The organism is Thermophilibacter sp., from assembly GCF_966187215.1.
On record NZ_CBIFYV010000047.1, the window covers coordinates 1 to 21,295 of the forward strand.

General features: G+C 70.1%; 17 protein-coding genes and 1 other RNA gene. 17 read left to right on the forward strand and 1 reads right to left on the reverse strand.

All coding sequences use genetic code 11. The features are described 5' to 3' along the window. Window positions 1-371: 371 nt before the first annotated feature. The 14 genes from ACWTSU_RS04180 (at window position 372) to ACWTSU_RS04245 (ending at window position 17,280) form a co-directional block, all read left to right on the forward strand. Window positions 372-3,269, forward strand: a complete 2,898-nt coding sequence (locus ACWTSU_RS04180; RefSeq protein ID WP_455138624.1) for a BTAD domain-containing putative transcriptional regulator — start codon at window positions 372-374, stop codon at window positions 3,267-3,269. Between the two features lie 95 nt (window positions 3,270-3,364). After that, the gene (gene secA, locus ACWTSU_RS04185) at window positions 3,365-6,211 is read left to right on the forward strand and encodes a preprotein translocase subunit SecA (RefSeq protein ID WP_455138625.1); all 2,847 of its coding nucleotides are present in this window, start codon (window positions 3,365-3,367) and stop codon (window positions 6,209-6,211) included. Further along, entirely contained in the window at window positions 6,212-7,339 is a 1,128-nt protein-coding gene (prfB, locus tag ACWTSU_RS04190; protein WP_455138626.1) for a peptide chain release factor 2, read from the forward strand. Between the two features lie 99 nt (window positions 7,340-7,438). Continuing rightward, the gene (locus ACWTSU_RS04195; protein ID WP_455138627.1) at window positions 7,439-8,260 is read left to right on the forward strand and encodes a transketolase; all 822 of its coding nucleotides are present in this window, start codon (window positions 7,439-7,441) and stop codon (window positions 8,258-8,260) included. Between the two features lie 3 nt (window positions 8,261-8,263). Then, window positions 8,264-9,205 carry a transketolase family protein gene (locus tag ACWTSU_RS04200; RefSeq protein WP_455138628.1) on the forward strand — a complete coding sequence of 314 codons (942 nt, stop codon included), beginning with the start codon at window positions 8,264-8,266 and terminating at the stop codon, window positions 9,203-9,205. A gap of 146 nt (window positions 9,206-9,351) precedes the next feature. Next, the gene (gene ftsE, locus ACWTSU_RS04205; RefSeq protein ID WP_455138629.1) at window positions 9,352-10,365 is read left to right on the forward strand and encodes a cell division ATP-binding protein FtsE; all 1,014 of its coding nucleotides are present in this window, start codon (window positions 9,352-9,354) and stop codon (window positions 10,363-10,365) included. Beyond that, entirely contained in the window at window positions 10,352-11,290 is a 939-nt protein-coding gene (ftsX, locus tag ACWTSU_RS04210; RefSeq protein ID WP_455138630.1) for a permease-like cell division protein FtsX, read from the forward strand. The genes ftsE and ftsX overlap by 14 nt, the downstream gene beginning before the upstream one ends. A gap of 206 nt (window positions 11,291-11,496) precedes the next feature. Then, the gene (locus ACWTSU_RS04215) at window positions 11,497-13,566 is read left to right on the forward strand and encodes a ribonuclease R family protein (RefSeq protein ID WP_455138631.1); all 2,070 of its coding nucleotides are present in this window, start codon (window positions 11,497-11,499) and stop codon (window positions 13,564-13,566) included. A 66-nt stretch (window positions 13,567-13,632) separates the two neighbouring features. Continuing rightward, a complete protein-coding gene (locus ACWTSU_RS04220) occupies window positions 13,633-14,496 on the forward strand; it encodes a hypothetical protein (protein ID WP_455138632.1) in 864 nt (287 codons plus the stop codon). Then, on the forward strand, window positions 14,489-14,986 hold the full coding sequence (smpB, locus tag ACWTSU_RS04225) for an SsrA-binding protein SmpB (RefSeq protein WP_455138633.1): 498 nt from the start codon (window positions 14,489-14,491) through the stop codon (window positions 14,984-14,986). Before ACWTSU_RS04220 ends, smpB begins: the two co-directional genes overlap by 8 nt. Window positions 14,987-15,024: 38 nt before the next feature. Then, window positions 15,025-15,537, forward strand: a complete 513-nt coding sequence (locus tag ACWTSU_RS04230) for a flavin reductase family protein (RefSeq protein WP_455138634.1) — start codon at window positions 15,025-15,027, stop codon at window positions 15,535-15,537. Between the two features lie 68 nt (window positions 15,538-15,605). Continuing rightward, entirely contained in the window at window positions 15,606-15,749 is a 144-nt protein-coding gene (locus ACWTSU_RS04235; RefSeq protein WP_455137028.1) for a rubredoxin-like domain-containing protein, read from the forward strand. 185 nt (window positions 15,750-15,934) lie between these two features. Beyond that, window positions 15,935-16,302, forward strand: a transfer-messenger RNA (tmRNA) gene (gene ssrA, locus ACWTSU_RS04240). 69 nt (window positions 16,303-16,371) lie between these two features. Continuing rightward, window positions 16,372-17,280 carry a patatin-like phospholipase family protein gene (locus ACWTSU_RS04245; RefSeq protein ID WP_455138635.1) on the forward strand — a complete coding sequence of 303 codons (909 nt, stop codon included), beginning with the start codon at window positions 16,372-16,374 and terminating at the stop codon, window positions 17,278-17,280. Window positions 17,281-17,339: 59 nt separating this feature from the next. Here the strand turns inward: ACWTSU_RS04245 and pfkB are convergent, their stop codons facing one another. Beyond that, the gene (pfkB, locus tag ACWTSU_RS04250; protein WP_455138636.1) at window positions 17,340-18,272 is read right to left on the reverse strand and encodes a 1-phosphofructokinase; all 933 of its coding nucleotides are present in this window, start codon (window positions 18,270-18,272) and stop codon (window positions 17,340-17,342) included. A 402-nt stretch (window positions 18,273-18,674) separates the two neighbouring features. Between pfkB and rplM the strand changes: the two genes are divergently transcribed. The 3 genes from rplM (at window position 18,675) to glmM (ending at window position 21,203) form a co-directional block, all read left to right on the forward strand. Next, the gene (rplM, locus tag ACWTSU_RS04255) at window positions 18,675-19,115 is read left to right on the forward strand and encodes a 50S ribosomal protein L13 (RefSeq protein ID WP_455138637.1); all 441 of its coding nucleotides are present in this window, start codon (window positions 18,675-18,677) and stop codon (window positions 19,113-19,115) included. 3 nt (window positions 19,116-19,118) lie between these two features. Then, on the forward strand, window positions 19,119-19,514 hold the full coding sequence (gene rpsI / locus ACWTSU_RS04260) for a 30S ribosomal protein S9 (RefSeq protein ID WP_455138638.1): 396 nt from the start codon (window positions 19,119-19,121) through the stop codon (window positions 19,512-19,514). Window positions 19,515-19,865: 351 nt separating this feature from the next. Continuing rightward, complete coding sequence (gene glmM, locus ACWTSU_RS04265) at window positions 19,866-21,203, forward strand: phosphoglucosamine mutase (RefSeq protein WP_455138639.1); 1,338 nt, start codon at window positions 19,866-19,868, stop codon at window positions 21,201-21,203. The last annotated feature ends 92 nt before the right edge of the window (window positions 21,204-21,295 follow it).

Sequence of the window (21,295 nt, forward strand, 5' to 3'; positions counted from 1 at the left end):
AGTTAAGCCCCCGAGCGCCGATGGTACTGCGGAGTCAGTCCGTGGGAGAGCAGGACGTCGCTGACCAACAAGGGGCATTTCGCTGTCCAAGCCTCCGAACGGGGGCCTTCTTTGTGGCCGGAGCCCCATGGAATCGACTCCCCCATCACTCGCTTACGACGATTCGGTGTCGTAACCAATCATTCCCAACTCACCATTTTCGTATTGCAAAACAGCAGGTAAACACCTAGCTGACCGCTAACTTGCACGAAGCTCCCAATTTTGTTTCCCATGATTTCTCAAAACGTCGCATGGGCGTCACAAATGTGGCTATGTTAGATACTGCCGCGCGGCGGCGTGTCTGGTGTCACGGTGTGTTGGGGGCGTTTCGAATGAAGCCGTTTACCGAAGCGGATTTTGCGGAGCAGCTGTGGGCTCGCGTCGTCGACGAGGCGGGCGGGTCCGACAACGAGCGTCCCCCGCGCCCCATTCTGCTCGCCCTTTGTGCCGAGCCCGGGATGGGCGCGCGGGAGGTGGTGTTAGCCGCGCTCGCCTGGGGCGCTCGTTTGGGGACCCGCGTGCTCCGACGCGACCTGGGCGCATCGTCCCCGGAGAGCGCGACACAGTTCCTCACGCGTCTCGCTCGCAGGGTCTCGCAGACGGACGGTTCCATCCTGGTCGGTCTTGACGAGCTCCCACCCTGCGACGAGGCTCGCGTGGCCCGTCAGGTGCGCGCACTGCGACGTATGTGGTCGTCAGGGGCCTCGGTCGTCCTCTCGGTGGCTCCTGAGGGCGCTCAGCTGCTCGAGGAGCTTCCCGAGTGCAAGGTGCTGCGCGCGCCCCAGCTGCTGTGCCCGCTCCCCGCGTCCGACCCGGAAACGGAGGGGGCATCTCTGGCGAGCGTCACTCGCGGGATTCCCTCTTTGGTGGCCTCGCTCGGAGCGGGGGCGCTCGAGAGGGGGCGCGACCTTCGCCCGGGCGCGTCCTACCTCGACGCGCTCGGGGAGCTTCTGGCGCTGTCCGTGCGTCCGAGTCTCTCGGACGAGGAGTGTCGCGCCAGGCTCGGCATGCTTCTGCTCGGCGCGGGGACGTACGACGACCTGGCTCGCGTCTCCGGAGGGGTCCACAGAGACGTTCTCGAGGGCATTTGCGCCAACGCGCCGCTGTTCGGCGTCAGTCCCGACCTCACGGGGTTCTCGAGCCTCACCGCGCGGGATGACATGGCGCTGCGCGTCTGCATGAGGCGCCTCGACCATGCCTGCGCGCTCTACCCGGAGGTACCCACGGCGGCCATGCGCCTTCTGGTGGGGCGCGGGGACTACGCGCGGGCGGCGGCGCTCGGCGCGCTCTCGGAGTGCGAGGGAGTCTGCGAGCTCGTCGTCGAGGAGGGTGCGGCGTTTCTCAACGAGGGGGAGGTCGACCTCGTGCGGCATGCGCTCGGGCGGCCCGACTGCCCGCGCGGGGAGCGCGCTGAGGCGCTGCTCGACGCCGTGGGAGCGCTGACCGGCCGCGGCGAGGAGGGGACTGACGGTTTCGAGGGGCGAGGGCGCGGCACGGCCCGTCTGATCGCGGACGCGTGCCGGTTCCTGACGGGGACGAGGCCGCCCCTCGACACGCTCGGCGCCCCGGGCGATGACCTCGGGCGCAGACTGCGCGTTCACGCGGAGGCGTGCGTGCTGATGGGGGACGGCAGGTTCACGGACGTCCTGCGCCGGCTCGCCGCAGCTCCGGGCGAGCTGCGGCCCGGCACGGTGTCCGGGGCGCTTCTCGCGGTGGACGAGGAGCTGGCCCGTCTGATGACGGGAGGTGAGCCCCACGAGGACGCGGTTCCGGACGAGGCGCGCGAGCTGCTTCGCAGGCGGACGATGCGCGGGCTCGCGGGCTACCTCGTGGTGGAGCAGATGGTGGAGGCCGCCCTGCTCGACGAGGGGGACGGCGGCGCGCGGGCGCAGGCGCTCGTGACTCGCGCGGAGCGCTCGGGGAGCGCGATGGTGCAGATGGCCGCGCTGCTGACGGGCAGCGTGCTCGATCTTCGCGAGGGGTCCGTCGCGCGGGCGCACGTGCGAGCCTCGCTCGCGTCCTCCGTTGCCACGGGCCTGGGCGCGGCCTATTTCGTCCGCGTGGCTGATCTGCTCAAGGGCGTGGCACGCTACCTGATGGGAGGACGGGCGCGGATCGGGGAGGACGGATGCGGGGACGACCTGGGCGCCGTTCGCTCGCTCGTGAGCGCGGCGCTTCTCGAGGAGGGACAGCTCCCCGGTGATGGGGACGCGCTGCCCGACGAGGTGCCCTGGAACGCCCTGTGGCTGCTGCGCCTGCTCCTCTCGGGCATGGGCGAGCTCTCCGACCTCATGGCCCGGCGGCTGCCCCCGTCGTGGAGGAGGGCCCTGGGAGAGGGCGCAGGAGGGGCGCCGCGCGCGGGCGGCGCGCCCGCCGCAGACGGGCGCCCGGATTCCCGTGAGGAGTCCCGGGACGAGGCCCCGCTGCGCCTCGACCTGCTCGGGGGCTTCTCCCTGCGCGTGCGGGGCGTCCTGGTGGCGGACTGGAAGCTGGAGCGCCGGAACGCCAAGCCCTTCCTCGAGTACCTGGTGCTGCAGCACGGGTCGGGGACGAAGCGGTTCCGCCTGGTCGAGCAGGTCTGGCCCGACTGCGACTACGTGAGAGGCTTCAGCCGCGCGTACCAGGCCACGAGTGTCTTGCGCCGCGCCATCGCCGAGATAGACCCGGACCTCGACCCCTTCGTGGCGAGTCGCACGACGCGGGAGATATCGCTCGACATGGGGCTCGTGAGCTGCGACGTGGACGAGTTCAGGAGGCTCGCGCGGGCGGCGGCCGACAGCCTCGATGACGAGCGGGCCCTCGAGCTGGCGCTCAGGGCGGAGGAGCTCTACGAGGGCGACCTCTACCTTCCCTCGGTGGACGCCACGGGCTTCGTCACCGGGCTCCGCAACGAGCTCCGGGAGCTGTTCGCCGATGCGATGGTGGCGGGTGCCGGGGCGGCGACCCGCCTCGGTCGCGAGCGCACCGGGGTCCGGCTGGCGCGCGAGGCGGTGGCGACCGACGACCTGCGGGAGGACGCGGTCGTGGCGCTCGTGAGGGCGCTCAGGGCCTGCGGGCGCGCCGTGGAGGCCGACCGGCAGAGCGAGGACTTCTCGGCGCGTCTCGCGCGGGCGAGAAGGGGGAGGCGCGGCGCGCGTCGCGTCGTCGAGGGAGCGGACGGCGCAGAGGGAGCCGACGGGGCGGACGGCCCCGACGGGGGCCCCGCCACCGGAGGTGCGCTTTTGGTGTGAGGGACGCACACGGCCCCCGGCCGGGGCACCAACGGGTAGAGTGTTGAGGGTGAGTGCCGACCGGCACTCGATTCTCGGCTGCACAAGGGAGTCACATGCCCAACTTTCTCTCCAAGATCCTCTCCGTGGGCTCGGACCGCGAGCTCAGGGAGCTCGAGCGCATCGCCGGCCGCGTGAACGAGTTCGAGCCGACCTTCCAGGCCATGGACGACGAGGAGCTCCGCGGGATGACCGCGCGCTTCCGCGAGCGCTACGACCGGGGCGAGACCCTCGACGACCTTCTCCCCGAGGCCTTCGCCGCGGTGCGCGAGGCGTCGGTGCGCACGATCGGGCTGCGTCACTTCGACGTGCAGATCGAGGGCGGCGCCGCGCTGCACAAGGGCACCATCGCCGAGATGAAGACCGGCGAGGGCAAGACGCTCGTCTCGACGCTCGCGGGATACCTCAACGCGATCCCGGGCAAGGGCGTCCACATCGTCACCGTCAACGACTACCTGGCCAAGCGCGACAGCGAGTGGATGGGCAGCATCTACCGCTTCCTCGGCATGTCCGTGGGCCTGATCCAGAACGGGATGCGCCCGGCCCAGAAGAAGCCGGCGTACGCGGCCGACGTCACGTACGGCACCAACTCCGAGTTCGGCTTCGACTACCTGCGCGACAACATGGTCACGCGCGCCGACATGCGGGTCCAGCGCGGGTTCAACTTCGCGATCGTCGACGAGGCCGACTCCATCCTCATCGACGAGGCGCGCACGCCGCTGATCATCTCGGGCGTCGGCACCAAGTCGGCGAGCACCTACAAGGACTTCGCCCGTGCGGTCCGCGGCCTCACGCCGGACGTGGACTTCGAGATGGACGAGGCCAAGCACACGATCGCCGCGACCGACGAGGGCCTCAAGAAGATCGAGAAGGCCCTCGGCAAGGGCGACCTCTACGCCGACCCGTCCGGCCAGCTCGTCAACCACCTCCAGCAGGCGCTCAAGGCCGAGTACATGTTCCACGTCAACCAGCAGTACGTGGTCGTCAACGGCGAGGTCAAGATCGTCGACGAGTTCACGGGCCGCATCATGGAGGGGAGGCGCTACTCCGAGGGCCTGCACCAGGCGATCGAGGCCAAGGAGGGCGTGGCCGTCCGCGAGGAGAACCAGACGCTCGCCACGATCACGCTCCAGAACTACTTCCTCATGTACGACAAGCTTTCGGGCATGACGGGCACGGCCATGACCGAGGACGCGGAGTTCCGTGAGGTCTACCACGTCCCCGTGCAGGTCATTCCGCCCAACAAGCCCTTCATCCGCAAGGACTACGACGACCTCGTCTACCGCACGGTCGACGCGAAGTTCAGGGCGGTCGCCGACGACGTCGCCGAGCGCCACGCCAAGGGCCAGCCGTGCCTGGTGGGCACCGTGTCCATCGAGAACTCCGAGCGGCTCTCGCGCATCCTTGACAAGCGCGGCATCAAGCACAACGTGCTCAACGCCAAGTACCACGAGCGCGAGGCGCAGATCGTCGCCCAGGCCGGACGCGAGGGCGCCGTCACCATCGCGACCAACATGGCCGGCCGCGGCACCGACATTCTGCTCGGCGGCAACCCCGAGGAGCTGGGCGAGGACGAGGTCCGCAACACCGATTTCGGGGTCAGCCGCGAGGCGGTGCAGCGCATCCTCGGCGACGGCGACCCTGAGCACCTCACGTCCGAGATGCTCGCCAAGGAGGGCCTCGAGGTCGACGCCGAGACGCTCGCCCGCATCATCGCCGAGCGCGACCGCGCCATCGAGCGGGCCCGCGTCCAGTGCCGCACGGAGCGCGAGCACGTCATCGAGGCCGGCGGCCTGTGCGTGATCGGCACCGAGCGCCACGAGAGCCGGCGCATCGACAACCAGCTCCGCGGCCGCGCCGGCCGCCAGGGCGACCCGGGCGAGACGCAGTTCTACCTCTCGCTCGAGGACGACCTCATGCGGCTCTTCGGCGGCGACCGCATGGACCGCATCTCGGCCATGATGCAGAAGTACGAGATGCCCGACGACATGCCCATCCAGGCGAAGCTCGTCACCAAGGCCGTGGAGAGCGCGCAGCGCAAGGTGGAGGAGGCCAACTTCGCCATGCGCAAGAACGTCCTGGATTACGACAACGTCATGGACATGCAGCGTGACGTCATCTACGAGGAGCGCAACCGCATCCTCGACGGCAAGGACCTGATGGCGCGCGTGGACGAGGTCGCCTACGACACGGTCCAGCGCGAGGTCGCCTCCTTCTGCCCCGAGGGCCGCCACCACGCCGAGTGGGACGTCGCCGGCCTCACCCGATGGCTCCAGGACCTGACCGGGCGCAAGGACGTCCCCGAGGTCACGGACGACCAGGACGAGGGCAGCGTCGTCGACGAGGTCAGCGACTTCGTGCGCCGCTGCTTCGCCGAGAAGGCGGAGCGCATCGGCGAGGCTCCCATGAACGCGCTCGCCGCGCAGGTCATGCTTCGCATCATCGACGTGCGCTGGCGCGCCTACCTGCAGGACATGGACTACCTCAAGACGGGCATCGGCCTGCGCGGCTTCGGCCAGCGCGACCCGCTCGTGGAGTACAAGACCGAGGCCTACGCGGCCTTCAGCGAGCTCGTGAACACGATGTACGAGGACTTCCTGCGCACGATCCTGCGCCTGGAGGTCGCCGTCCGTCCCGCGGCCCCGTCCGACGACGCCGACGACGACGCCCTGCGCGGCGCCCGCTACTCGGGCCCCTCAGAGGTCGACGGGGACCGCTCCGGCGCCGGCCGCGCGCCCGCTCCCGCGGGCCGCGCCGCGGCTCCCGCCCAGCCGGCGCCCGGCAAGCCCCGGACCTATCGCAAGTCGGATGACCCCGACCCCTACGTTGGCGTCGGCCGCAACGACCCCTGCCCCTGCGGCAGCGGCAAGAAGTTCAAGCACTGCCACGGCAGGAACCGATAGATGGCAGACGTCACCAAGGCCGACCTCGACGCCCTCACGGCGCGCCTGACCGAGGTCGAGGGGTACCTGCACATAGACGAGCGCCGCGGCGAGGTCGCCGAGCTCGAGGCGAGAAGCGCCGAGCCCGGCTTCTGGGACGACGCCGAGGCTGCCCGCGCCGTCATGGAGCGCCTCTCGTCCGCTCGCGACGATGTCGCGAGCATCGACCGTGCCCACGCGCGCCTCGAGGACGCGACGGCCGCCCTCGAGCTGGGGGAGGAGACCGGGGACGAGGACCTTCTCGCCGAGGCGTCGTCACTCGCCGGGGAGCTGGAGGACGAGCTCTCCGAGCTCGAGCTCTCGAGCTGGTTCACCGACGACCTGGACCATGGCGACGCCATCGTCACGGTGACCCCCGGCCAGGGCGGCCTCGAGGCGCAGGACTGGTGCGCGATGCTCTTCCGCATGTACCTGCGCTACTGCGAGCGCCGCGGCTGGAAGGTCACGGTCAACGACGCGCCCGCCGCCGAGGTGATCGGCCTCGACCGCGCCACGTTCACGGTGAGCGGGAGAAACGCCTACGGCATGCTCCGCGCCGAGCAGGGCGTGCACCGCCTGGTGCGCATCTCGCCCACCGACGACAAGAAGCGCCGGCAGACCACCTTCGCCGGCGTGGAGGTCCTGCCGGTGCTGCCGGACGACGTCGAGGTCGACATCGATCCCAACGACCTGCGTATCGACGTGTACCACGCCTCCGGCCACGGCGGCCAGGGCGTCAACACCACCGACTCCGCCGTGCGCATCACGCACCTCCCCACCGGCACGGTGGTCACCTGCCAGAACGAGCGCAGTCAGCTCCAGAACAAGGCCTTCGCGATGAAGATCCTGCGCGCGCGCCTCTACGAGATGGAGCTCGCCAAGCGTGCCGCGGAGCTCGACGAGCTGCGCGGTCCCAAGCACGACATCGGCTTCGGCAACCAGATCAGGAGCTACGTGCTCTACCCCTACCAGCTCGTCAAGGACCTGCGCACGGGCGTGGAGACGGGCAACGTGGAGTCCGTCCTCGAGGACGGGGACCTCGATCGCTTCGTCGTGGGCTACCACCGCTGGGCAACCGGCGGCGGCTCCGGCGAGGCGGACGGGTCCTGAGCGGCCGCGGTTCTGCTATCTTTTCTAGAGTGGGCGCCTCTGCGCCCCCTGACCGACCGCGCGGCCAGGTGTAGTCAACGCCTCTAGAAGGGAGACACCATGACCGACGACGAGCTCAGGCACGTCGCCACCGAGATCAGAAAGGGCGTCTTGGTGGGCACGCACGCCGCTAAGTCCGGGCACCCGGGCGGCTCGCTCAGCGCGGCCGACATCCTCGCGTACCTGTACTTCGAGGAGATGAACGTCGACCCGGTGGATCCGCGCAAGGCGGACCGCGACCGCTTCGTCCTCTCCAAGGGCCACGCCGCCCCGGGCCTCTACGCGACGCTCGCCCAGCGCGGCTTCTTCCCCGTCGAGGAGCTCGAGACCCTGCGCCACGTGGACAGCCGTCTGCAGGGTCACCCCAACATGAACGATACCCCCGGCGTGGACATGACCACCGGCTCGCTCGGCCAGGGCATCTCCGCCGCCGTGGGCATGGCGCTCGCCGCCAAGCACTGGGGCGACACCTATCGCACCTACTGCCTGCTCGGCGACGGCGAGATCGAGGAGGGGCAGGTCTGGGAGGCCGCGATGTTCGCCGGCAACCACGCCCTCGACAACCTCTGCCTGATCGTGGACCACAACGGCCTGCAGATCGACGGCTCCATCGAGGAGGTCAACTCCGCGATGCCCATCGCCGACAAGTTCCGCGCGTTCAAGTTCCACGTGATCGAGCTCGCCGACGGCAACGACATGGCGCAGATCCGCGCCGCCTTCGCCGAGGCGCGCGAGGTCACGGGCGCCCCGGTGTGCATCGTCGCCGAGACCGTCAAGGGCAAGGGCGTCTCGTACATGGAGAACCAGGTGGGCTGGCACGGCAAGGCCCCCAACGACGAGCAGTTCGCCCAGGGCATGGACGAGCTTTCGAAGGAGGCGTAACCGATGGCCGACACCAAGAAGATCGCCACGCGCCAGAGCTACGGCGAGGAGCTCGTCGCGCTGGGCGCCGAGCACGACGACTTCGTCGTCTTTGACGCCGACCTCGCCGCCGCCACGCAGACCGGCAAGTTCAAGGCCGCCTATCCCGACCGCTTCTTCGACGCGGGCATCGCCGAGTCCAACATGATGGGCCTCGCTGCCGGCGTCGCCACCACGGGCCGCGTGGCCTTTGCGAGCACCTTCGCGATGTTCGCCGCGGGCCGCGCCTTCGAGCAGGTGCGCAACTCCATCGGCTACCCCCACCTCAACGTGAAGATCGGCGCCACGCACGCCGGCATCTCCGTGGGCGAGGACGGCGCCACCCACCAGTGCAACGAGGACATCGCCCTCATGCGCACCATCCCGGGCATGACCGTCATCGTGCCGTGCGACGACACCGAGGCCCGCGCCACGGTTCGCGCCGCCTACGAGCTCGACGGCCCCGTCTACATGCGCTTCGGCCGCCTCGCCGTTCCGGTGGTCAACGACCCCGAGACCTTCGAGTTCCAGGTCGGCAAGGGCATCGTCAAGCGCGAGGGCGCCGACGTCACCATCGTGGCGTGCGGCCTCATGGTCCAGGCCGCCCTCGAGGCCGCCGAGACGCTGGCCGAGAAGGGCGTCTCCGCCGAGGTCATCGACATGCACACGATCAAGCCGATCGACGCCGAGCTTCTCGTGAAGAGCGCGTCCAAGACCGGCCACGTGGTCACGGCCGAGGAGCACTCCGTCATCGGCGGCCTCGGCAGCGCCGTGTGCGACGTGCTCTCCGAGCGGTGCCCCGTGCCTGTCCGCAAGGTCGGCGTCAAGGACACCTTCGGTCAGTCCGGCCCGGCGACCGAGCTGCTGCACGTCTACGGCCTCGACGCCGCGGGCGTCGTCAGCGCCGTCGAGGCGGTTCTCGCCTAGCGTCGTCACGCAGGGCACGCGAGGGGGCGGTCTTCGGGCCGCCCCTTCTCTTTATGTGGACGCGAGGAGAAGGGCCCCCGGTGCATCAGGGCGTTTGCTAGACTATGTGCGTGTTTGTCCGTATCGAGCAAGGATAAGGAGCTTCTGTGGCCAGTCACTTTCGCAGCACTGAGCGACAGGGGTCGGAGGACGTCGAGCCGCTGAGGGTCGTCTCCTCCGAGGCGGAACCGCAGGCGGAGGCGCCCGCGGCTGACGACGCCGGCGCGTTCGCCGCCGGCGCGGCTCCGGACGCGGGCGCCGAGACGGCCGAGGCCGCCTCGGCCCAGAGCGAGCCCGAGGCCGTCCACGTCGTCACCGCGGCCGAGCCGACCGCCAGCGAGGACGCGCAGCCGGCGTCCACCAGCGTGTACTCGTCCCTCGCGGACGGTGCCGCGCCGGTGGTCTCGCGCACCGGCACCCCCACCGTGTCGTTCAAAAACGTCACACTCATCTACCCGGCCCAGCCCAACAAGCCCGCCCTCGACGACGTGAGCCTGGACATCTATCCCGGCGAGTTCGTCTTCGTGGTGGGTCACTCCGGATCGGGCAAGTCTTCCCTGCTGCGCCTCATCACGCGCGAGCTGAAGGCGACGTCCGGCCAGGTCATCGTGGCCGGTCAGGACCTCACCCGTATGCGCAACAAGAAGATTCCCTACCTGCGTCGCCAGATCGGCACCGTCTACCAGGACTTCAAGCTCCTGCCGGACAAGACGGTCTACGAGAACGTCGCCTTTGCCCTCGAGTGCATCGGCAAGCCCAAGTCCGTCATCAAGGCGCAGGTGCCCGAGGTGCTGCGCCTGGTGGGCCTCGGCGAGCGCATGGACCACTTCCCGGACCAGCTCTCCGGCGGCGAGCAGCAGCGCGTCTCGGTGGCGCGCGCCATGGTCAACCGCCCGCCGCTGCTCGTCTGCGACGAGCCCACGGGCAACCTCGACCCGGCCATCTCGCTGGGCATCATGAAGCTGCTCGACCTCATCAACCGTGCCGGCACCACGGTCGTCATGGCCACGCACGACCGCGAGATGGTGGACTCCATGCGCCGCCGCGTCATCGCGCTCGAGGCCGGTCACGTGGTCCGCGACCAGGAGAGGGGAGGCTACGGCTACTATGGCGCCCTCTAACTTCGGCTACTCCCTGCGTGAGGCCGGCCACCACTTCCGCCGCAACTGGACGACGGTGCTCGGCGCCGTGGTGACGATCTTCCTCTCGCTGTTCATCATCGGCCTGTTTGTGCTCGGCTCCGCCATGATCAGCAGCGTGGTCGGCGGCGTCGAGGACAGCGTCACGATCCAGGCGTTCCTCTCCGACAGCGCCGACCAGGACGCCGTCGACGAGTTCCAGCAGGAGGTCAGCGACTGGGACAACGTCGCGTCGGTGACCTACAAGTCCAAGGACGAGGCGCTCGAGGAGTACCGCACCTCGATGTCCAACCGCAACGCGAGCGACGCCGTGGCGGCGCTCGACGGCGAGAACCCCCTGCCCGCGTCGCTCGTCATCACCCTCGACGACCCGCAGCAGGTGGCCTCGACGGCCGAGCGCATCATGGACGACCCCACGTTCCTCGAGATCCGCGACGGCGCGGACACCGAGGGCTCGTCGCCCTCCGAGGACGTGCTGTACGGCCAGGGCACGGTCGAGCGGCTCTTCGAGGTCACCAACTACGTGCGCATCGGCGCCGCGGTCCTGGTGATCCTGCTGACGTTCGTGGCCTTCGTGTTCATCAACAACACGATTCGCCTCGCCATCAGCGCGCGTCGTCGCGAGATCGCGATCATGCGCCTCGTCGGCGCCTCCAACGGCTTCATTCGCGGGCCGTTCATCATGGAGGGCACGCTCGAGGCGCTCATCGCCGCCCTCCTCGCCATCGGGGCGCTGTCCGTAGGGCTGCACTTCCTGATGCCGGCGCTCGCGGCGAACCTCTCGTTCCTCTCGTTCGACATCCCGCAGATGACGCTCTACGCCACCTACGCGGCGCTGCTCGTCATCGGCCTCGTCATCGGCCTCTTTGGCTCGGCGATCGCCATGCGTCGCTACCTTAAGGTCTAAGGGCACGCAGACGCACGGTTTCCGGACCCCCAGGGCTGCACGCAGAGATGCGCTTCGCGGAATCTCTGCTTAGCAGCCCTGGGGGTCTCGCGTTGTCGAGCGGATGCGGCCGGCCCGGCGATCGCTAAGCGGGAGTTCCGCGAAGCGCACTCCCGCGTGCGATCACCGGGCCGCGGGATGGGCGACAATGGGAGCGAGGAGGGAACATGGGTCGCAAGAGGGCGCATCACGGGAACACGCGGCGGGGACGCTCGGGAGGGCCGCGCTCGAGGGCGCGGACGCTCACGGGCACGCTCGTGGTGTCGCGGCCGGGCGTCGCGCGCGTCGAGACGCCCGAGGGCACCTTCGACCTGGTGCGGCACGGCCAGCGCGAGGCCATGAACGGGGACGAGGTCGAGGTCGCGCTCGTCGAGACGCGGGGGCGCCCGCCGCGCGCGGTGGTGCGCTCCGTGGTGTCGCGGGCGGTGGAGACGTTCCTGGGGCGCTTCTCGCCGGCCGGCCCGCTCGGGGCAGTGACGCCGCTCGACGCGCGCATCGGCCACGACTTCTTCGTGGTGCCCGAGGACCCGAGCCCGGGGCGCCTGGGCGTGACCGCCGGCGACGTCGTGGTGGCGCGCATCACCGAGTACCCCACGCGCTCGAGCGCCGCGGTGGTCACGCTGGAGCGTCGCGTGGGGTCCGCGGACGAGCTCGACCTCAACGTCGAGGCGATCGTGGCCTCCTTCGGGCTGGCGGGGGAGTTTCCCGCGTCGGCCCTGGCGCAGGCCGAGGAGATTCGCGCGGACGTGGAGGGCACGCTCGCAGCTGACCCGCGCCGCCGCGACCTGCGCGACGAGCTCTGCGTGACCGTCGACCCCGCCGACGCGCGCGACTTCGACGACGCGGTGGGCGCGTGCCGCATGCCCGACGGCGGCTACGAGGTGAGCGTCCACATCGCGGACGTGTCACACTACGTGGGCGCGGACACCCCCATCGACAACGAGGCCAAGCGCCGGACCTGCTCGGCCTACCTCGTGGGCCGCGTGGTCCCGATGCTGCCCGAGCGCCTCTCCAACGACGTGTGCTCGCTGCGCCCCGGCGAGGACCGCCTGGCCGTGAGCGTGCTGATGCGTCTCGACGCGCACGGCCGCGTGACGAGCGCGCGGATGGCGAGAAGCGCGATCCGCTCGGCGGCGCGGCTCGACTACGACACCGTGGACGCGCTGCTCGAGGGGCGTGTGGGCCCTGACGCGCTGCCCTGCGCGGACCCCGCGCGCGCCGCGGGCGCGGCCGAGGCGCTCCGGGCGCTCGACGAGGTGCGCGCCCTGCGCGAGCGCGTGAGGCGCGAGCGGGGCGCCGTTGACTTCGAGACCGTCGAGGCCAAGGTGACGCTCGACGGCGACGGCCGCCCCACCGGGGTCTCGGTGCGGCGACGCACGCGCGCCACGGGGCTCATCGAGGAGGCGATGCTGCTCGCCAACGAGTGTGTCGCGCGGCGCCTGGCCGACGCCGAGGCGCCCGCGGCCTATCGCGTGCACGAGCGGCCGGCCCCCGACGACCTGCGCGCCACCGTGCAGCCCCTGCGCGAGCTGGGGCTTCTCGACGCCGAGACCGAGGCGGGCCTGCTCGCGGGAAGCCCGTTCGCGCTCCAGGAGGTGCTGAGCCGCGCCCGCGGGACGAGCGGCGGGCCGCTCGCGAGCGCCCTGCTGCTGCGGGCCCAGCGGCGCGCCGTCTACCTGCCGCACAACGAGGGGCACTACGCGCTCGGGGCCGATGCCTATTGCCACTTCACCTCGCCGATCAGGCGCTATCCCGACGTGACGGTCCATCGCGCCCTCGGCGCGCTTCTCGACGGCCGCGCGGACGGTCGCGAGATGCGCGCGCAGGCCGCGGCACTCCCGCAGCTCTGCCGCACGTGCTCCGAGCGCGAGCGCGCCGCCGACGCCGCCGGGCGCGCCTCGCAGCGCGTCAAGATGGCGGAGCTCTTCTCGTCGCGCGTGGGCGAGCGCTTCTCGGGCGTGGTCACGGGCTGCGAGCGCTTCGGGCTCTTCGTGACGCTGGACGACACGTGCGCGGAGGGGCTCGTGCCGGTCCGGGCGCTCGGGAGCGACTGGTACGCGTACGACGAGGCGCGCATGACGCTCACGGGCGAGAGCACCGGCGAGGTCTGGGGCCTCGGGCGGCGCGTGGCCGTGGAGGTGACGGGCGCGGACGTGGCGCGCGGCCGGATAGACTTCGCGCTCGCTCGCGGCGACGCGGGCCCTTCTCGGCACCCCGGTGACACGACTGCGAGATAATGGGAAGACTGAGACGACGGGCATGACGCGGGCCGCGGGTGCGGCCCTCCGCCGCGAGGAGGACGGATGGATCAGACCACACTGACCGAGGAGCTGGAGCGGGCCGAGGGCCTCTTGCTCCAGGGCGAGGACGAGACGGCGGAGCGGCTGCTCTCCCGTCTTGCCGACGACGCCGAGGCCTACGTGGACGCCAACTGCCCCACCACCGACGAGCTTCAGTGGTTCAGCTTCCCCACGCTCTTCGAGCGCCTGGCCTACCGGCGCGTCGAGAGGGACCCGCGCGAGCTGCGCGACGTGGGCGAGCCGCTGGGCAGGCTCTATGCGGACCTGGGCCTGGCGCGCGCCCACCTGGAGGACTACGCGGGCGCCGCGGCAGCCCTGCGCGCCGCCGTGCGCTGGGACCCCATGGACTGCGCCGCGCGCCTCAACCTCGCCGACCTCTACCGCCTGGACGGGAACGTCCAGGAGTACCTGGCGCTCACCTACAGCGTCTTCGAGCGGGCGAGCGACGCGCGCCACCTCGCGCGCGCCTTCGTGAACTTCGCGGGCTGGCTCGCGGGCGAGGGCAAGCCCCGCACCGCCGCGGCCGCCCTGCGCGCGGCGCGCAACCTCGACGTGCGCGACGCCGCCCTCGCCGCGGCGCTCGACCAGGCGGCGGGCACCGACCGCGACCCCGATCAGGTGAGCGACTCCGAGGCGTCCGAGCTTCTCGCCGCCGAGGGCCTGCCCGACGGAGCCAACGCCGAGATCGCCGTGTGCCTGCTCATGTGCGCCACTGACGCGGTCGCCGCGGGCGCGCGCGACGAGGCCGCCACGCTGACGCTGCGCGCCCGTGACCTGGTGGGCGAGCCGGCGGCCAGGGCGCTGCTCGAGCTCATCCGAGAGAGCGACGAGGACCTCGCCGCCGAGGGGGGCGAGGCAGATGCCTAAGCGGGGGGCCGGCGGCGCCAAGCAGGCCAAGCCCGGCAAGAGGACCATCGCCAAGAACCGCTCGGCGCGCCACGAGTACTTCATCGATGAGACGTTCGAGGCGGGCATCGAGCTCACGGGCACCGAGGTCAAGAGCCTGCGCGAGCGGGCGTGCCAGATCACCGACGCCTTCTGCCTCATCCGCGGCCGCCAGGCGTGGCTGCACGGCGTGCACATCCACCCCTACTCCAACGGGGGCGTCTGGAACGTGGACCCCGACCGCAAGCGTCGCCTGCTGCTGCATCGCCGCCAGATCGACTACCTGGACGGCAAGCTCCGCCAGAAGGGCATGGCGCTCGTGCCGCTGGAGATCTACTTCGACGAGCACAACCGCGTGAAGCTGTGCATCGGCCTCGCGCGCGGCAAGAAGCTCTACGACAAGCGCGCGGACATGGCGCGCCGCGACTCGGACCGCGAGATCGCGCGTGCCCTCAAGGAGATGAACCGCTAGGTGATCGGTGGCGCGCAGGCGCCGGAGAGGAGAGGGACATGGACGCGTCGGCACTGTTCAAGTTCTCGTCGGGACTCTACGTGGTGTCCGCGGCGGACGGCGAGCGCACGGGAGCCTGCCTCGTGAACACGGGGCTGCAGGTGACGGCCACGCCGCTGCAGGTCTCGGTGACCGTGAACAAGGAGAACTTCACCGAGGGCGTCATCGAGCGCGCCGGGCACTTCTCGCTCGCCGTGGTTGACGAGTCCGCGGACATGCTCTTCGTGGGGCGCTTCGGCTTCCGCACGTCGGCGACCGAGGACAAGTACGACGGCATCGCGAGCGCCGTGGCCTCCACCGGCGACCCGTACCCCACCGAGCACGTTTGCTCGTACGTCGCCTGCCGGGTGGTGAAGACCCTCGACGTGGGCACCCACGTCACCTTCGTGGGCGAGGTCGTGGACGCCGGCAACCTGTCCGACGTGCCCCCGATGACCTACGCGTACTACCACGGCACCCTCAAGGGCAAGACGCCCGCCAAGGCCTCCTCGTATGTGGAGGGACTGAGCTAGGTCGCCGCGGGTCGCCGCATTGGCACCGCTGTGATAGCATTTAGGGACGCAAGCGAGAGGAGAGCACCATGGCTGACGAGAAGAAGACCTACACGTTCCGCTGCGTCGTGTGCGGCTGGGAGGTCACCGTTGACACCCCCGAGCTGCCCGATGACTTCGTCTGCGAGGTCTGCGGCGTCGGTCCCGACCAGTTCGAGCTGGTCGAGGAGTAGCGCTGACACGAGGCGCGACGCGCGGGGCGGTCGTCTGCGGGCGGCCGCCCCGTTCTTGTCGCCCCGTGAGCTCGTCCGGCACGTGCCGCAACAATCGGGCACGAACGGGGTAGAATACCCCCACGGCCGCGCGGGCGGCCCGTACGTTGACAGCCGCATGGTGGCGGTCCTTCCATTCCATCCGTGGGGGTGACTGGTTTCGACAGGGTGGGTCTGAGATGGGCAGCAGGCCGTGGTCTCCTCGCCACGTTAAACAGGGGTACCGTCAAATTGAATTGACGACACCAACTCTTACGAGCCTCAGCTGGCTCTCGCTGCTTAGTTAAAAGCAGCGCGTCAAACCGGGGATCGCTCCCGTTCCCGGGGCGACGTCATCTCAGGGAGATGCGCGCGCGGACGTAGTCGGTATGCCGCGCGCTAAGATCGAACCGACTGGGAGGCCAAGCGCGGGTCACCGGGTGCGCGGCCTCCGAGAGCCAACCGGCGACTGAGCCTGGAGACACCTGTCAGGGATTCGCTTTGGACCGGAGTTCGATTCTCCGCACCTCCACCATGCACGCTTCGCGGCCGCTGGCTGACTTCAGCCGGCGGCCGCTGTCGTTGTCCAGGGAGGGGACTAGGTATGGCAGCCGAGAAGAACGGCGCCCCGGCGCTCGTGCTCGAGGGCGGTGGCTTCCGCGGGATGTTCACCGCGGGCGTGCTCGACGTGCTGCAGGAGGCGGGCGTCCGCGGCTTCTCGAGCATCTGGGGCGTCTCGGCGGGCGCGATCAACGCGTCGAACTTCCGCTCGCGCCAGATCGGGCGCACCATGCGCGACATCCTCGCCTTCCGCGACGACCGGCGCTTCATGTCGCTGTGGTCGTTCGCCACCACGGGCGACATCGCGGGCGCGGACTTCATGTACGACGAGGTCCAGTACCGGCTCGACCCCTGTGACGAGGAGGCCTTCAACGCCGACGAGACGCCCTTCTACGCGGTGGTGTCCGACGTGACCTTCGGCGTGGCGGACTACCTGCCCGTGCGGCGCTACCCCGACGACCTCGAGCGCGTGCGCGCCTCGGCGTCGCTGCCCGCGGTCTCGCGCATCGTGGAGATCGACGGGCACCGCTACCTCGACGGCGGCACCACGGACTCGATTCCGTTTGGCCCGGCGCTCGGGCTCCCCGGCGCGCGGGAGGTGCCCGGCCACATGCCGGCCGAGCGCGCGCTCGTGGTGCTGACCCTCGACCGCACGCTGCGCAAGGAGCTCGCGGGCTCCGGCGAGCAGCTCGCGCTGCGCTCGCGGCGCTACGACGCCTACCCGTACTACCTCGAGGCGCTGCGCACGCGCGCGGAGCGCTACAACGCCCAGCGCGACCAGCTCTGGGAGCTCGAGCGCGCGGGCACCTGCCTGGTGGTGGCGCCCGAGGAACCCGTGACCGTGGGGTCCTCCACGCGCGACGGCAAGTCGCTGCTCGCGCTCTACGTGGCCGGGCGCCGCCAGGCGCGGGAGCGCCTGGACGAGATCCGCGCGTTCATGGAGGGCCGCTAGGGCGACGTGCGGTGGGGTCTCCCGGCCGCGGGGCTTCTCGCCCCCCCCTGCGCGAGCGGCTAGGCCAGCCGGGTGAGCTCCACGCGGTCGAGAAGGGCGTCCACGGCGGTGCGCTCGGCCGCCTGCGTGCCGGTCTCCATGACGTTGGCGGCTCCGGTCGCCATGGCGAGGCGCATGGCGTCCTCGAGCGGGAGGCCCTCGGCGTCCGCGTAGACGAGCGCGGCCACCACCGAGTCACCGGCGCCCACGGTGCTGCCCACCGGGACCTTGACCGAGGAGGCGCGCCAGGTCTCGCCCGCGGTGGCGAAGACCGCGCCCTCGCCGCCCATCGAGACCACCACGCGGCCCACGCCTCCCGCCACGAGCTCGCGCGCCGCGTCCGCGACCTCGGCCACGTCCGTGAGCTCGCGTCCCACGAGGGCCGAGAGCTCGTGGTCGTTGGGCTTGGTGAAGTAGGGGCGCGCCTCGAGGCCGTGCACGAGCGCCTCGCCGTCGGCGTCGAGGTAGACGCGGGCGCCGGCGGCCTGCAGGGTGCGCGTCCAGGTCCCGTAGGTCGCGGGGTCCACGCCCGCCGGCAGGCTCCCCGAGAGCACCACGGCGTCGCCGGCGGAGACCTCCTCAGCCAGCACATCGAGCATCTCGTCGAGCAGGGCATCGGTGACGGCGGGGCCGGGCTCGTTGATGTCGGTGTGGGTGCCGGCCACGGTGTCGATGACCTTGAGGTTGGTGCGCGTCTCGCCCTCGGCGGGGAAGGCCTTCACCCGAATGCCCGCTTCAGAGAGCGCGCCGGCGATCCAGCGCCCGGTGTCGCCCGCGAGCACCGCCACGGCCTCCGAGGTCCCGCCGAGCTTCTGGATGACCTTGGAGACGTTGATGCCCTTGCCGCCGGCGTCGCGGCGGAGCTCGGCGATGCGGTTGACCGCGTCGACGGTGAGCCCGGGGATGCGGGCGGTCTTGTCGAGGGCGGGGTTGAGGGTGACGGTGTAGATCATCGGTCCTCCCTTGGGCGCGGGTTCGTTGGGCTCCATTCTAGCGGCCGGGGTGCTGCGGCGACGCCCTTCTCGCCGGGCGGCGCCCGTAGGAGCCTTCGGCAACCTTGGGTGTGTCGTTTTTCGACAAAACGGGGCTTCTCGGCGGCCGTTTCGTCGATTTTCGACAAGGTCAAGCTTTCTGAAAGCCCTCACGCGCTGACGCCGCGCGCCACGTCCCGCCCGTCCTTCCCGCCGGGCGGCACGCCCGCGGTTTGAACGGCGTGTGGACGCGAAAATCACCGCTCGCAAGCTGCTGCGATGCGCTATACTCTTACGGCTTTTCCACAGAGCCCCGTAATCTCTGACAAAAGCACGACGGTCTGTCCAGAGGCCGTCACTTCGCAGGTACGTAGGAGGAGTCAAGTGAAGAAGTCGACTCAGTTCGCCAAGCCGGGCGAGGTCGAGCGCAAGTGGGTGCTCATCGACGCTGACGGCGCCACGCTCGGTCGCCTTGCCACCACGGCTGCCATGGCGCTGCGCGGCAAGAACAAGCCGCAGTACACGCCCAACACCGACACCGGTGACTTCGTCGTCGTTATCAACGCCGACAAGGTGCAGCTCACGGGCACCAAGGCCGAGAAGAAGCAGTACTGGCGCTACTCCGGCTACCTCGGTGGCCTCAAGTTCGAGAGCTTCCGCGAGGCCATGGAGAAGCACCCCGAGCGCGTCGTCGAGCACGCCATCAAGGGCATGCTCCCCAAGACGTCCCTCGGCCGCAAGCAGGCCACCAAGCTCAAGGTCTACGCTGGGCCCGAGCACCCGCACACGGCCCAGAACCCCGTCCAGATCGATTGGAGGGCCTAACCGATGGCTGAGAACACCGTAGTCTACACCGGCACCGGCCGCCGCAAGGAGGCCGTCGCCCGCGTCCGTCTGGTCCCCGGCACCGGCAAGGTCGTCGTCAACGGCCGCGAGGCCAAGCAGTACTTCGGCCGCCAGCAGCTCGTTGACAACGCGCTGGCCCCGCTGCGCCTGACCGAGACCGCCGAGCGCTTCGACGTGCTCGCCACCCTCGACGGCGGCGGCATCAACGGCCAGTCCGGCGCCCTGCGCCTGGGCATCGCCCGCGCCCTTCTCGAGGCCGGCGAGTACCGCGAGGACCTCAAGAAGGCGGGCTTCCTCACCCGCGACGCCCGCGCGGTCGAGCGCAAGAAGTACGGCCTCAAGAAGGCCCGCAAGCGCCCGCAGTTCTCCAAGCGCTAGTCCTTCTCGCTTTGCTCCTTTGGGCCCGTCGGCTTTTGGCCGGCGGGCCTTTTTCGTGTCGCGGGCCGTTGGTTGGCTCCCTCGGCCGGATAACGTGCAGAATCAAGCACAACTTTCTATATCCGCAGGTCAATTTAACGCGCATGTCCGATTCTGCGCGTTATTGTCATCGGGCGGCGAGAGGGACGGCGGGCGAGAAGGCCCGTGGGCGCAGGAGGCGAGAGGGGCGGGCACGGACGCCGAGAAACCCGCCCCGCGCCGTGCGGCTCCTGTCGAGATTCTCGGCAGGCACGGGTTCTGTGCGACAATTGGTTCGGAGCATGCAGACACCGTCTCCGAAAGGGGCGCATGATGAAGTACTTTGGCACCGACGGCTTCCGCGGTGAGGCCAACAACGGCCTCGACGTCGAGCACGCGTTCAAGATTGGCCGCTACGTGGGCTGGTACTACGGGGCGCGCCAGGAGCGCAAGGCCCGCGTGGTCGTGGGCAAGGACACCCGCCGCTCAAGCTACATGTTCGAGTCCGCGCTCGTGGCGGGCCTGGTGGCCTCCGGGGCCGACGCCTACCTGCTGCACGTCATCCCCACGCCGGGCGTGGCCTACGAGACCGTGGACGGGCGCTTTGACTGCGGCATCATGATCAGCGCCAGCCACAACCCCTACACCGACAACGGCATCAAGCTCGTCAACGGCGAGGGCTACAAGATGGACGAGGACGTCCTCGAGCTCATCGAGGCCTACATCGACGGTGAGGTCGAGGTGCCGCTGGCCACCGGTGACGCCATCGGCTGCACGGTCGACTACATGCAGGGGCGCAACCGCTACATCGCGCACCTGATCGCGAGCGCCAACTTCTCTCTGCAGGGCGTCAAGGTGGGCCTGGACTGCGCCAACGGCTCCGCCTCGTCGGTGGCCAAGCCGGTCTTCGACGCGCTGGGCGCCGACGTCCGCGTGATCAACAACGCCCCCAACGGCTTCAACATCAACGTGGACTGCGGCTCCACCCACATCGAGCGCCTGCGTCGCCACGTGGTCGAGCAGGGCCTCGACGTGGGCTTCGCCTACGACGGCGACGCCGACCGCTGCATCGCCGTGGACGAGCGCGGCAACGTGGTCGACGGCGATCTGATCCTCTACGTCTGCGGCGTCTACCTCAACAAGCACGGCCGTCTCACCGCCGGTACCGTGGTGCCCACGGTCATGAGCAACTACGGCCTGTTCAAGGCCTTCGACGAGGCGCGCCTCTCCTACGAGACCACCGCAGTGGGCGACAAGAACGTCTACGCGTGCATGCGCGCCAACGGCTACAGCCTGGGCGGGGAGCAGTCGGGTCACATCATCTTCGGCGACATCGAGTGCACCGGCGACGGCATCATGACCAGTCTGCGCGTGATGGAGGTCATCCGCGCCGAGCGCGAGACCCTCTCCCAGCTGTGCGCCCCGGTCAAGCTCTACCCGCAGGACCTCGTCAACGTCCGCGTGACCGACAAGGACGCCGCGATGTCCGACGAGAGGGTCCTCGCCGCGGTCAAGGACGCCGAGAAGCTCCTCGAGGGCAGCGGGCGCGTGCTCGTGCGCGCCTCCGGCACCGAGCCGCTCGTGCGCGTGCTGGCCGAGGCGCCCACCGACGAGCTGTGCCGCCAGGCCAACGCCGTCGTCGTGGAGGCGCTGGAGCCGTACAAGGCTTAGGAACGGTGTGGCTCCCCCCATCTGGTATGAACGAGGGGGAACCAGCACTGCTACAATCGAGGACGCAGCTCAAACGAACCCAGAACCGAGGA